This is a genomic window from Murdochiella massiliensis (assembly GCF_900059565.1).
Classification (GTDB): domain Bacteria; phylum Bacillota; class Clostridia; order Tissierellales; family Peptoniphilaceae; genus Murdochiella; species Murdochiella massiliensis.
Genome location: NZ_FIZW01000002.1, coordinates 1038910 through 1050382, shown reverse-complemented (window position 1 = coordinate 1050382; position 11473 = coordinate 1038910). Strand labels below are relative to the sequence as shown.

The window sequence follows — 11473 nt, the reverse complement described above, 5'->3', positions numbered from 1 at the left end:
TGTTCCCTTCTCATAGTCTAAACGTCCTTAACTTAACGCCATTTTCGAGCCGTCGCATGATGCAGGCGAGGCTATCCGGTGCGTCGTCGTGCTCCGCGTTCTCGGTGTAGTCTAATACCTGCTGGACATACTCCGGATCCGTCTCGCGCAAAAAATAAACACGCGACCAATTGGATCGTAGGTGCGTGCTGATTTTTATGAATTTGTTCATCGTTTCGTTGTAGTTTCCAGCCGGAATCCCTCGTCGCATGAGTTCCTTCAGTAGGTAGCCCTTATCCGCGTTCTTTTCAGTGTAGACCGTTCCGGCCCGGAAGGCTTTGTGAAACGCCTCGATCTCGCCTAAGCAATCATCGACGTGCTTTGGCCATAACTTGCCAAAGACGATGATCTTCTCATCATCAATGCGCTTGGCGATGGTAAATGCTGTGTAGTCACTTCCACCATATGCCGCATCAATGTGAGACGTGCCGTCGTAGATGTCCGCGCTGTCTCCTTCATAAAATCTCGGTGCATCAAACATCGCCTCTTCATCCGCGATGTGCTTTAACTCATAGTTTGCCGCGAAGAGGGACGGTGACATGGACTGGCGAAGCCTTTTTTCCTGCTCGTGGTCAATCATCCCCGTGTCGTAGATACTATAGCGGTCAATCTCGCCCATCAGCTGAAAGGCGTCTTCTTTATGCCATGGCGTTCCGAGATTAGTAATACGTCCGCCTCGGTTTACCACGTTTTGGAGCTCCATGTACATTTCTTTTGTATGCTCTCTCTCCGCTCTTGAGATGCGATCTCTAAGCGTCACAATATCATCCGTGATTACCCAGTCAGCGTGCTTTCCGGTTAGCGATCCGGAAAGTGATACCGTGTCAAACTGATAAGCCCCTTTGACGCCGGAATTTAGATTCGTATCAAGCGACAGCATTGAAGATTTTGAAAAGTGAAGATCTATCCCATACAGTGCCTTTGCCATTTCACGTAGCACTTGATTCCCCAGAATATTTTTCACCTGTGATACAAATGTGGCTACATCGCCCTCCGTTTTTCTCACCAAGAAAATGGTTTTTGTTGGATACATAACCATGAAAAGGGCCACTGCCACGGATAGCGCCGTCGTTTTATAACTGCCACGATGGGCCTGTATAGTAGTAACCGTGTTATCTGCGAACAGGATCTTCTTTAGCCAGTCGTTATGCGGCCACTCACGAAAATCCTTGAACCCAACTGCTTTTGCGACTAAATACGGATCATTGACCAATAGCTTAATGATCTCATCCATCTTGGCCGGCATATTGCACCGCCTTTTGCTTTTCAATAAGCTTAGCCAAGCTTTCCGCCGTTTCTTCAACCGGGCGGATCATTTCAATGCTTTCTGTCGGCTTGTATCCTGTGCGGTCAAGAATGTCTTTCGCCGCTGCCAAACGAACATAGTCCGTGTTAGAGTCAAGTAATTCTGCTAATGTTCGCAACGCCTTTGCAGATAATGAACTTAGATATTCGCGCTCATAGTCCTTCTTCGCTTTATTAAAATCCTCTTGTTTTTTCCATCTCGAAATCGTTGCTTCATTGACGCCAATTTCCTTGGCAATTTCTTTTTGCTTTTTCTCCGTTGTGACCATTAGAATTATGGCCTTCGTCTGTTTTGATGCCATCCATGATCACCCCCTTAAAAATCGACATAAATTGGCATTTTCTCCAGTAAAACGATAGACACAAAAAGAGGCTGACGCTTTTCCATCGCCAAAATAAAAGCGCGCCCACAAAACTGCGAGCACGCTTTTATCATGACGTGGATTGTTGAATCAGTACAATTCACTACCCGCTATCACAATAACACATCTCAACTGGTCAAATTGTTCATTTTTCGAGCGATGAAATTGCGTTGTAGTACCTTCGTCTCGTCGTCGACACCGACCAATTTGTCCTGATTCCTATCTCCTCAAACGTCAAACATTCCTTGCATCTCAGCTCAACGATCTCTTGCTCTCGTGGATCCGCAAGAGAGGCGATGAAGCAGTCAATCTCTTCCAGTAGGCTAATCAGGTACCGTCTCCTGTCTAAAATCCGCTGCCGATAACGATTCTTCTTGTCGATGTATGACGCGAGCGCTCCGTCAATGCCGCGCGGGAAGTTCGAGTGCGCCGGATTAAGAGATAGGGAGAGTGCTTGCACGTCGCAAGGCGGATCTTCTTCCAGTTCCTTAAGCTCCGCCTCATCTCGCTCAATCCGACGCCTTATGGCGTGCACAGATTCTAATTGCTTTCTTGTGAGCATCCACACCTCCCATCTCGTCTCGATGCGCCGATCGATTCTTCACTGTATGAGCCTATCCTCGGCAAAGACAGATTCGCCCAAGCGGTAAAACTGAGAAATCAGCATCCCTTTCTTCTTCGCCAGGTCAATCTCCATTTTCATACCGCTGGTGATCACATCAGACAAGACGAAAAGAGCGTCACACTTCTCTACCACCTCAAGGCACATCGACATCGCCTCTCCCCGGTCTGTCTCATCGTCCAGATAAGGGAAAAGAAGATGTGGAATGATAGGCAGAAAGCCTTTCTCGTGCGCCATTTTTCCAAAATCGATCGCGACCTTTTTATTTTTCTCCACATCTCCTGCGTATGGTGCGCAGATGTATGCGAGTTTTCGTTTTTCGTTCGTATTCCCTGTCATTTCTTCTCCTCGTCGTCCGGAATGAAAATTCCCCTGTCCCCAATATCGACACCGATCTCGCGCTTTAGCTCAATGCGACAATCTAACAAGTCAAAATATCCTGCTTGCAGGTCGCCCACCATACTGCCTAATCTGCGCATGACGCGAAGCATTCTCGTTTTTCCAAAGTGAAATTCATCTCGTAGCGCGATGTAGGTCATCCAAAACAGAAGCGTCACGCACTCGCTTACAGCCTGCTGATAGCCCATGCGCTTGTACTGCTCAATCTGCGATAGTGTCACTTGGTAGAGCGGCTCCTTTTTCTTTTTCTCGCCTTTTCTCATCAAAACACCTCTTCCAGCACGACCTCCGCCCGCGTCTCTCCGTCTATCGCATAGTGCTTTGTGATGCGACTTTCGACGATCTGCGAATCGTCCTTGTAAGCAATCTCGTTTAGCGCATCCAGTATCGCCTTTGCGCAATTGTCCACATCCGGGCGCTTCGTATGCTTTATCTCGCCGTTTGCAATGCGTCTCTTCTTGCTCTTTGAGTAGCTTTCCGGTATGGGGAAATATAAATCAATCATTGCGACGATCGCGGAGTCGCCCAAGTACTCGCCGACGGTCAATCGGTAGACGTCTTTTACAAGCGTCTCGTAATCTTTCGTCTTTTTCGGTGTAAAAGCGTGCCCCCTGACAACGCGCGGTCTCGCTTTCGGGATGGGGACGCCGGGAATGGTGAATTTCACTTTCATTCTTCGCTGTCCTCGTAGTCGTCAAACATATTCATCTGCGCGCCCGCTTTTCTTGCTGTCATTTGTCCGCTTTCCGCCGTCGTAACCATAAGGCCAACCGTGGAGTCGTCGCGATTAAAAACATCATCCTGCGCTGTGACTTTAATCTTGTAGTCAATTGGGCTTATCAGTTTTTCGTTTTCTCCAAGCGGCGGCATATCGTCATATACCGTGCCTTCGTCAAAATTCATCGTGACCGACACTTTTGTCTTTCGTCCTTCTCCCGCAGCAAGTACCGCTGAACGAATCGCAATGTCTAAGTCCGTCTTTATCGTTGAAAACCAAGGATTATCAATCCCAAGCTCTTTATTTGTTATTTGCATAGAATCCCCCCCAGTCTCTTTATCGCCTCATTCGGACGCTTCCCGCCATTCTTGATCCAGCTGTCGATTTCCCAGACAGTCTCTTTTCCCGCCGCCTCGCGTGCCAAGCCGCTCAGGTACCCATTAACGCTAAGGGCTCTCCGATTTCTTGCGACGCCATCACGAAGCCACTGCTTTTCACGTTCCTTCTGTGCATCGGACTTGAAGGAATCGTCCTGTAACGCTGCAGGGTCTCTCGCTTTTCTCGCGCTCTCACGTGCCGCATTCCCGTCTAAGGCTCTTGCGATATAGGCAAAACTAACATCCGTTGTTCCTCGCCGATATAGCTCGCGCATCATATTCAGTACAGCGTCCTCTCCATGTTGCGCAACCGTTGTGAAAATGAGATGGCTTATATGTGGCATGATTGGCTGATGACAGAAATGTTGTTGATAAGCCTGTTCCACTTTGCCTGTACTAACCACGCGCAGGCACCTCCTTTCGTTCTATGTGCCGTGCTTTATAAACCTCATATCTTGAAGTTATGAGACTTATACGCCATAGAGTAAATATTTAAGATCACATTACTATTCGTAGTAGTGTAATAACTTAAAACATATATCTTTACTTTACTTTCCTTTACTCTCCTTTACTTTGTGGATTATTGAATACATTTATCGGGTTATTGTCGACATAAACAGCGTTATTGCATACATTTACTCCATCGCATACAAAATCCCTATGGACTAACACCGCGGTCTTCCGCGATGCTGCGGCAAAATATCGCTCTTGAATATCTCTTGAGGTTAATATTTTGTAGGTATTAAACTTGCCGGAATCAAATATGCCAACTTGGATCGCCTTCTCGACAATCTTCTCCACTGCATCCTCGCTCACGCCGAATGTCTCAGCTATGAGGAATGTCACATCGCTGTTGATTTCCACGTAGTACCCCTCGTCTCGATAAGCAATACAGAAAATCGCGATGAGTATCGAAATGGCTTGATTCCCGCAGTCTTTTTTTAATCGCCGTATCTTTATATCCTCGAACAACCCGACATCCAAGGGGAAATAATCCAGCCCCTGCTTTGTCGGACGTGCCACTGCATCACCCCCTTAACAAGTCACCACCGGAACCCCGAAAGACTCCACCATCACACGCTTAATTACTTCTTCGTCGCTGTTTTTATCGGACAAATGCACACAGTAGATTACCTTTGCCATGCTTGCATTTGATGACCGTAACATCTCTACCGCCGTATCTAAGGACATATGGCTTTGCACGGTTCGCTGTCTTCGATTTAAGTTAACCGCCCCGTCCACCGTGTTCGCGTCAAGAATCGATTTTACGTAATTCACCTCAATCATCCAGAAGTCAATGCCTGTAAAGCGATACTGGCAATATGCGCTATCTGTTATAAACACAAGCCGCTCTCCTGTTTTTTGGGATTGTATTAGAAATCCGACGGGTTCCGCGGCGTCATGAATCGTATGGAAAGGACTTATGAGAAAGCTCTTTATCGCTACGGACAGATACCGGCACGGCGCCTGTATAAAAAAGGTACGGAAATTATGCTCCTCAGCGTTCAATGCCTGCTTAGTTCCTTCGCTCATATACACCTTGATTCCATAGTCAGCTAAATGCTGCGCGCTCTTCGCGTGATCCATATGCTCATGCGTGAGAAGGCAGGCGTCGATAGCTGTTACACGGTATCGCAGCGCCTTCTGTAAGGCTTTCCACGGTAGGCCACACTCCAGTAAAAGCGTGGCCTTGCCATCCGAAATCAGATACGCATTTCCGCTGCTTCCGGAACCCAACACATAAATCTCCATCAGAACGGCGCTTTCGTCTTGTCGTTAAAGTCAATCGGGACAAAATCTGATCCCAAGAAATCATTGTCTGATTTTTTGGATTCCTGAATCTCACCGGTTTCCGGATCGACGGATTCTTGAATCGCCATAGTGTGAAATTCTTCCTGATTCGCCTGTTCCTGTATCTCCCAGCTCATGCGGTCGTCAACATCGCTCATCTCTGCCTGCTGCATTTCCGTGGATAGAACGCCATATTTTGCCAAGAGACGACGCACTAATGTTTTCATCGCCATTTCATCAAAATGCGCGTCCCAAACATACTTGTCTGCGTTGTAATAGTCTTTCTTTTTGGCGTTTTCCATAGTTTTATAGGTCTGCGAAAATTTCGCGGCATGTTCTTTCACGCGCTCAACCGACCAATAGACTGTTTTTTCAAATCCGTTAATGAGTCGAAAATACGCAAAATATCCGATGGGCTTATCAGAGGTTTTCTGTCCGGTAATCTGTACTTCTCCAGTCAAATAATTTTCTTCGACCTGCATTCCCTCATACACCACGCCCGCATGGATCGTTTTGTACTGCCCAGTGCGCATGGCAAGCTGCACATATCCTTTGTAGCCAATCTGAAACTGCGGGTGCGGTTCTTTAATCCACTTCCCGCCCGCCTTTTTGTTTTTGTTGTATGGGACAATATAGGCAAACCCCAGCCCCTTGTTGATCGGAAGTTTCAGCGTTGCCGCCTTTAAGGCTTCCAGCGCTACCTCTTTTGCCTCACACTCTTTGAGTGTCCCTTCCGGGTCACTGTATAACTCAATCAAAGATGTGACAAAATTATTCGCGTTTTCGCCCAGGGATTGTGAGAACAGGCTCATCATCGCCTGATTGCTCATCAAGTCTTTCATCTGATTTGCCGGAGAAAGCGTCGGTACTTGCGTTGCTTTTTTTGTTTGATTTGTCATGTTATTCCCCCTGTATTTTTAATGTTTTGTCCTGACTCACGACTAATGCAATGCACTGCGTGCCGATATCCAGCAGATCATTTACGCTCTCGGCATTATCTACAAAGACCGGGACTTGCACACAAGCTTGACGACCAAAGGCGCGGATGATATCCAACCCCGCATTGATCTGTGCGGCGTTGTTTGCACTCTCGTAGGGCACCCCGTCGATGAGTGCCTTGCAGGTGTCTTTGATTCCACCGTTAATCTGCTCTTCAAAAAGCTGCCAATGAACTGTAGAGAAGTGTGAATCGACCTGTTCGCCCACCGCGGACATTTTCTTCCGGGTATACGCTTCACACAAAGCGATTATCCGCTGCGTTTTTTCATACGATTTTCCCAACTCCTTTTGGCGTTCTTCCAACTCTTCGATACGTGCTCGGTTATCGGCGTTGATTTTCTCGTAGGCTAAATCGCTGTCGATTTCTTCAATCCTGCGCTGGATGTTTCGTATCTCTTCTCTATTTTCGGACGGTTTTTCTGCTTCTCCTTTTTGGGACAACCTCTGCTCTGCTTGCCTTCTTTTTTTCTGTAGTGCAGCAATTTCTGTCGGTTCTGGTCTTTTGGATAGTTTCTCCTTGATGGCGCTCAAATCGTCTTGGGCAGTCTTTTCCGCCTCTTCTGCGTCTTGCACAGATTCGTTCAACTCCTCGATAATGCTTTTCATTTTTGCAAGCTCTGTCCGCAGTTCATCTTGCTCTTTTTTCGCGCGTAATCCCCGTGTGGTAATCGCTTCTAACTCCTCGGCGCGCGCTTGATGGAATTTCGCAACGGCTTTTTGAATCTGCTCTTTTGGAAGTGTCTGCCCGCAAGAGGGACAATTCGATTGTCCATCGTAGACGCGCATTTGCACTTCTTCATATCGCTTGCGATCGCTGGATAGCTTCTTTTCATATGCGGCAATCTCTTCCTGCAACTGCCTTGCTTCGCCATTTCGCGCCAGCAAATTTTGACGCATGATGCGTAAGCTATCCTGCGCCTGATCTGCCGCTTCGCGCTTTTCCAGTAGCAGCTTGTCGATTTCTTTTCGCTCATTCTGCTCGATTTTCCGGATTTTTTGATCGTAAGAAGCAATCTCCTCCCGCAACTTCGCCAACTCGGCAAGGATACTTTCAGGCATCTTTTGTCCGGTCTGCAATTCTTTTAGCTTTTTTGCCAGCGTCTCTTTAGACGCCCGCAAGGCGCCAAAATCATGTGTACAAATCATGCCGGAAAGCTCATCTACGCGCGCAGGAATCTCATCGATTTCTTTATTGATTTTGCGCGCAGAGGCTTTTTGCATTTTTAAGATGTCCTCGACGTTGTACGTAGCAAGAAGCGGGGAAAGCTCTGAAAATTGCTCGTCACTTTGCAATGTTTTTTTTACCGCTTCTATGTCCGTCAGTTTGAGAAGCAGTCCCCGGCGCTCGGTATCCTTGAGAACGGTGTTAAAATAGCGTGGATTGCTTAAGAGCTTGAGTATCTTTTCGTCCACAATAGCCGATAACTTTTCCTCATACTCCGTTTTTTTTACGGGAACGCCTTGCCACTCATAGTCGGTTGTATGTCCGGTAAAGTTTTCATTCGTCGAACCCCGCTTCTTTGTCCACTGCTCGGCGTAGGTTTTTTTTAATGTCAATTCCTCTCCGTCTACGTCAAAAACGCCCTCGACGCTTGTTGCAATCCGGTGTTTTTCTTCGCCGGATTTCTCACGCGGCTTGATAGCAAACGACGCACTGTCCATGCTATCTTTGCCAACGAGCAACCAAAGATACGCGTCATACACGCTCGTCTTTCCCGTCGCGTTTGCCCCGCATAGGCGGGTATGCTCGCTAAAATCGATAGAAAGACAATTGATCCCCTTAAAATTATTAATCTGTAACTTTTTTAGTGTTACTATCATTTATCCCTCCGGTCTGTTATACTGAAGGCGCAAAGATCGCTAATCCTGCACCTTTTGGCCATCGTCGTCACGGACGGTGGTCATCTCTTTTTCTAACTCGTCCATAAAATTTAGGATTGTTCTCCCCATGTCTTTTCCACCTTCTGCTTGGAGGCGCTCATCGTTGCTCATGTCTTCGGATTCTGCAAAGCGAAGCGACGCCCAAGAAAGAATCCCTGTATACACTTTCAGATTTTTCCATGCTTGCTCGTAGTCCATGTCACTCATCGGCTTCATCCTTCTTGTAACCATCAGCCGACCAAACAACGGCATCCCCGCCTATCATAAGATTCCCTACAATACAGGCACCGTCGCGAATCTCTGCTCTCTCAAATACACGAGCGTGGTCTGTAACGTGGGCGCCACCATGCACCTGAGCATCTCCAGAGACAAGAGCAGAACCTGTGACCGTTGCATGGTCAAATACTTTGGCATTTTGCCCTATCCAACAATCTCCTTCTTGGCTCAGATTGCTTTCATCTTCTACATATCCGCCAAGTTCATACGCCTTAACGTTTCCAAAATCACGTAATGCAACGATTCGATGAAGATTTGAGTCGCGCATAAATCGGATACAGTCGCTTGTAAGCGCATATTTTTTTAGCATCTCTCACCTCGTCACCATAAAGTAAAACAGCCAGCTGCCAATGATGATGTATCCAACCGTCGCAAATCCTGCAGCAACCGCAAGGATGGTCTTTAGTACCGGATGCATCCGTGCCGGGTTAAACGTCCAGCCGATCTTTTTTTTGCCTCGTTTCATTTCTTCCTCCTCTCACATCGCCCTAAGTGCTTCCTTGAACGTCGACAGCGCGTCAAGTGCCTTCTGCTCTTTCTCGCTTTTGAAAAGTTCCGGATTCGGCTTGAACGGTCGGTCAAAGGCAAAATAGAACATCTGCTCGTCGCTCCAGCCGTATGCCTTCTGCCAAGCGACAATCCACTCGCCGCGGAAGGGCTTTCCGGTTGTGAAGTACGGCGACAGCGATGAGCCGGACATCCCGACAACGGCGGCTAAGTCCTCTCGCCGTATGCGGTAGATCTGCATCCACTCGCGCAGTTCTTCGTGATACATGGTTTCCTCCTTTCATTCATTCTGTTTTTTGTACTCACTCAATATGTAAGTGATGAGTGCTGTTAATGAGATTCCGCGGCTTTCCGCGTCGCCGGTCAGCCACTCTTTTAATTCAGTCGGCAGCCGTAGTAGAAACGTATCTTTCATGCGCAATCCTCTCTTTCATTTCTTAGTGACTTCACTTTGATTTACATGTTAATCATATTTCATAGTGATGTCAATATGAAATATTGTTATTTTTTCGAGTGTATATCATAATGAAATCACCCCGAACGGAAAGGACGCATTATGGCTACCGATAAACGAGCATTTACTATGCGGATGCAACAGAATAATTTTGATAAAATCAAAGTGATTGCCGCAGCAAACAAACGTTCCATTGCAATGCAAATTGAATTTCTCATTGAGAACTGTATCCGCTCGTATGAAGAACTCCATGGGGAAATTCACACGGAAAGCGAAAGTTCGGTGGATTGAGCTTTAGAAGAATGTACGAATTTAGACTCATTCCCAAATTTTCAGCTTCAATCTTTAACGCTCTATATGTCGCATCCGGCATACGGAGCGTTATTGTTTTCATGGTGTAGTCCATGGTTTCCTCCTTTCACTCGTTAATCGGTTCCTTCGCCTTTACCAATTGAAAGTTCATCGTTTCGGATTGTCCAATAAGGCCCTCCATGAATTTCAGGCGCTTCAATATAAGGCATATTGTCCAGACTCGCTCTGTTATTCTTTTTACTTTCCGGCTCATCTTCCTCATCCCGAAACATGGAAAGCTTTTTTATCTCTGTCAGTAGGTGGGACAGCTTTTCGATTTCTTTTTGAAACTCGTTAATCGGCATGCCGTTAATCTTTAGCTCCAGCTTCACGTTGATGTTTGTGGTTGCTTTCTCCATCCCTTCCTCCTTTCTCTTTATTAAGTACAGTTTAACTGTTCTTTTTGACTAAAAAAATAATGTCATCGTATCCTACGCCATACACCTCTTCCATCTTTTTAATCGTTGGGACATCTGGGAATGTCGCCCCTTTTTCATAGTTGTTCATCGTACTCATTGATATTCCAAGCTTTTCAGCCGCTTCTGACTGGCTAAGGCCGGCATTCACTCGTGCCGCCTTTAACGTAATTTTCATATCTCACCTCCTTTCGAGAATAAGGTTAGCACAGTTAAACCGTACTGTCAACATCTAAACTGTATTATCTTGCTGTTCTTCTTGATTATTGTGCAAATTTACTGTATTATATTGTCAGCAAAAGGGAGGTTGAGATATGAGCGGACTCGGAAACAAGGGAATAATGGCTGAGAATATAAAGCGCTACATGGAAAAGAAAGGTATTAACGCCAAGCAGCTCGCTGAAATTCTTGATTTTCCGTATACAACTGTCCTGTCTTGGATTAACGCAGCGAATTATCCGAGGATAGACAAGATCGAACAGATGGCCGACTTCTTCGGCGTAAAAAAGTCCGATCTCATTGAAGACAAGATTGACGCCATCATCAACCGTCACCCCGACCTGCATCCTATCCGTAAAATCCGAAGTGTCCCCATTCTTGGCACCATCGCCTGCGGAACGCCCATCTGGGCGGAGGAAAACTTCGAGGGCTATATCGGCATCGACCCGATGCACATGGACGGCGAGTTTGCCTTGATCTGCAAGGGCGACAGCATGATCGACGCGGAAATCCACGACGGAGATATCGTTCTGATGAAGAAGGTTCCGGACGTTGAAGATGGCGAGATCGCCGCTGTTTTGATTGACAATGAAGCGACGTTGAAGAGGGTCTACAAGAAAGAGAGCCTGCTTGTCCTACAGCCCTGCAATCGGAACTATAGCCCCATCGTCTATAGCTATGACGAAGCGGAAGATAACGGCGTACAGATCATCGGCGAGTGCGTAGGCGTGTATCACCCGAAGAAGGGGTGAAAAGG

Annotated in this window: 22 protein-coding genes; 2 read left to right on the top strand and 20 right to left on the bottom strand. The window is 46.8% G+C overall.

Translation table 11 applies throughout. The annotated features are described in order from the left end of the window. Nucleotides 1-10: 10 nt before the first annotated feature. The 17 genes from BN3910_RS06330 to BN3910_RS08015 form a co-directional block, all read right to left on the bottom strand. Entirely contained in the window at nucleotides 11-1285 is a 1275-nt protein-coding gene (locus BN3910_RS06330) for a hypothetical protein (RefSeq protein ID WP_066925532.1), read from the bottom strand. Further along, entirely contained in the window at nucleotides 1266-1646 is a 381-nt protein-coding gene (locus BN3910_RS06325) for a phBC6A51 family helix-turn-helix protein (RefSeq protein WP_066925529.1), read from the bottom strand. The genes BN3910_RS06330 and BN3910_RS06325 overlap by 20 nt, the downstream gene beginning before the upstream one ends. A 205-nt stretch (nucleotides 1647-1851) precedes the next feature. Further along, the gene (locus BN3910_RS06320) at nucleotides 1852-2268 is read right to left on the bottom strand and encodes a sigma factor-like helix-turn-helix DNA-binding protein (RefSeq protein WP_066925526.1); all 417 of its coding nucleotides are present in this window, start codon (nucleotides 2266-2268) and stop codon (nucleotides 1852-1854) included. A gap of 39 nt (nucleotides 2269-2307) precedes the next feature. Then, the gene (locus BN3910_RS06315) at nucleotides 2308-2667 is read right to left on the bottom strand and encodes a DUF7768 domain-containing protein (protein WP_066925523.1); all 360 of its coding nucleotides are present in this window, start codon (nucleotides 2665-2667) and stop codon (nucleotides 2308-2310) included. Continuing rightward, the gene (locus BN3910_RS06310) at nucleotides 2664-2990 is read right to left on the bottom strand and encodes a hypothetical protein (RefSeq protein ID WP_066925520.1); all 327 of its coding nucleotides are present in this window, start codon (nucleotides 2988-2990) and stop codon (nucleotides 2664-2666) included. The genes BN3910_RS06315 and BN3910_RS06310 overlap by 4 nt, the downstream gene beginning before the upstream one ends. Further along, nucleotides 2990-3400: a RusA family crossover junction endodeoxyribonuclease gene (locus BN3910_RS06305; RefSeq protein ID WP_066925517.1), complete on the bottom strand. Its 411-nt coding sequence runs from the start codon at nucleotides 3398-3400 to the stop codon at nucleotides 2990-2992. The genes BN3910_RS06310 and BN3910_RS06305 overlap by 1 nt, the downstream gene beginning before the upstream one ends. Next, complete coding sequence (locus BN3910_RS06300) at nucleotides 3397-3762, bottom strand: hypothetical protein (RefSeq protein WP_066925514.1); 366 nt, start codon at nucleotides 3760-3762, stop codon at nucleotides 3397-3399. The genes BN3910_RS06305 and BN3910_RS06300 overlap by 4 nt, the downstream gene beginning before the upstream one ends. Continuing rightward, complete coding sequence (locus BN3910_RS06295) at nucleotides 3753-4226, bottom strand: hypothetical protein (protein ID WP_066925511.1); 474 nt, start codon at nucleotides 4224-4226, stop codon at nucleotides 3753-3755. Before BN3910_RS06295 ends, BN3910_RS06300 begins: the two co-directional genes overlap by 10 nt. A 154-nt stretch (nucleotides 4227-4380) precedes the next feature. Then, complete coding sequence (locus BN3910_RS06290) at nucleotides 4381-4845, bottom strand: DUF4373 domain-containing protein (RefSeq protein WP_066925509.1); 465 nt, start codon at nucleotides 4843-4845, stop codon at nucleotides 4381-4383. Between the two features lie 12 nt (nucleotides 4846-4857). Then, nucleotides 4858-5574: an MBL fold metallo-hydrolase gene (locus tag BN3910_RS06285; RefSeq protein ID WP_082790343.1), complete on the bottom strand. Its 717-nt coding sequence runs from the start codon at nucleotides 5572-5574 to the stop codon at nucleotides 4858-4860. Then, entirely contained in the window at nucleotides 5574-6512 is a 939-nt protein-coding gene (locus tag BN3910_RS06280; protein WP_066925503.1) for a recombinase RecT, read from the bottom strand. Before BN3910_RS06280 ends, BN3910_RS06285 begins: the two co-directional genes overlap by 1 nt. A 1-nt stretch (nucleotide 6513) precedes the next feature. Further along, complete coding sequence (locus BN3910_RS06275; RefSeq protein ID WP_066925501.1) at nucleotides 6514-8433, bottom strand: AAA family ATPase; 1920 nt, start codon at nucleotides 8431-8433, stop codon at nucleotides 6514-6516. A 39-nt stretch (nucleotides 8434-8472) separates the two neighbouring features. Beyond that, complete coding sequence (locus BN3910_RS06270; protein WP_066925498.1) at nucleotides 8473-8700, bottom strand: hypothetical protein; 228 nt, start codon at nucleotides 8698-8700, stop codon at nucleotides 8473-8475. Then, on the bottom strand, nucleotides 8693-9079 hold the full coding sequence (locus BN3910_RS06265; protein WP_066925493.1) for a hypothetical protein: 387 nt from the start codon (nucleotides 9077-9079) through the stop codon (nucleotides 8693-8695). Before BN3910_RS06265 ends, BN3910_RS06270 begins: the two co-directional genes overlap by 8 nt. A 3-nt stretch (nucleotides 9080-9082) precedes the next feature. Further along, complete coding sequence (locus BN3910_RS07835; protein ID WP_156469880.1) at nucleotides 9083-9235, bottom strand: hypothetical protein; 153 nt, start codon at nucleotides 9233-9235, stop codon at nucleotides 9083-9085. Nucleotides 9236-9247: 12 nt separating this feature from the next. After that, a complete protein-coding gene (locus tag BN3910_RS06260) occupies nucleotides 9248-9544 on the bottom strand; it encodes a helix-turn-helix domain-containing protein (protein WP_066925490.1) in 297 nt (98 codons plus the stop codon). A gap of 12 nt (nucleotides 9545-9556) precedes the next feature. After that, nucleotides 9557-9691: a hypothetical protein gene (locus BN3910_RS08015; protein WP_262361707.1), complete on the bottom strand. Its 135-nt coding sequence runs from the start codon at nucleotides 9689-9691 to the stop codon at nucleotides 9557-9559. Between the two features lie 141 nt (nucleotides 9692-9832). Here BN3910_RS08015 and BN3910_RS06255 point away from each other — a divergent pair, with 141 nt between their 5' ends. Next, nucleotides 9833-10021 carry a hypothetical protein gene (locus BN3910_RS06255; protein ID WP_066925487.1) on the top strand — a complete coding sequence of 63 codons (189 nt, stop codon included), beginning with the start codon at nucleotides 9833-9835 and terminating at the stop codon, nucleotides 10019-10021. Here BN3910_RS06255 and BN3910_RS08055 read toward each other — a convergent pair. Genes BN3910_RS08055 through BN3910_RS06245 form a run of 3 tightly spaced genes read right to left on the bottom strand, consistent with a single transcriptional unit; the run spans nucleotide 9945 to nucleotide 10675 of the window. Next, nucleotides 9945-10124 carry a toxin-antitoxin system HicB family antitoxin gene (locus BN3910_RS08055; RefSeq protein ID WP_392390498.1) on the bottom strand — a complete coding sequence of 60 codons (180 nt, stop codon included), beginning with the start codon at nucleotides 10122-10124 and terminating at the stop codon, nucleotides 9945-9947. The two genes, BN3910_RS06255 and BN3910_RS08055, sit on opposite strands and share 77 nt — an antisense overlap. A gap of 31 nt (nucleotides 10125-10155) precedes the next feature. Next, the gene (locus BN3910_RS06250; RefSeq protein WP_066925484.1) at nucleotides 10156-10440 is read right to left on the bottom strand and encodes a hypothetical protein; all 285 of its coding nucleotides are present in this window, start codon (nucleotides 10438-10440) and stop codon (nucleotides 10156-10158) included. Nucleotides 10441-10471: 31 nt separating this feature from the next. Next, nucleotides 10472-10675, bottom strand: a complete 204-nt coding sequence (locus BN3910_RS06245) for a helix-turn-helix domain-containing protein (RefSeq protein ID WP_066925481.1) — start codon at nucleotides 10673-10675, stop codon at nucleotides 10472-10474. 136 nt (nucleotides 10676-10811) lie between these two features. On the opposite strand from BN3910_RS06245, the gene BN3910_RS06240 reads away from it, so the two are divergent. Continuing rightward, nucleotides 10812-11468 carry a LexA family protein gene (locus tag BN3910_RS06240; RefSeq protein WP_066925479.1) on the top strand — a complete coding sequence of 219 codons (657 nt, stop codon included), beginning with the start codon at nucleotides 10812-10814 and terminating at the stop codon, nucleotides 11466-11468. The last annotated feature ends 5 nt before the right edge of the window (nucleotides 11469-11473 follow it).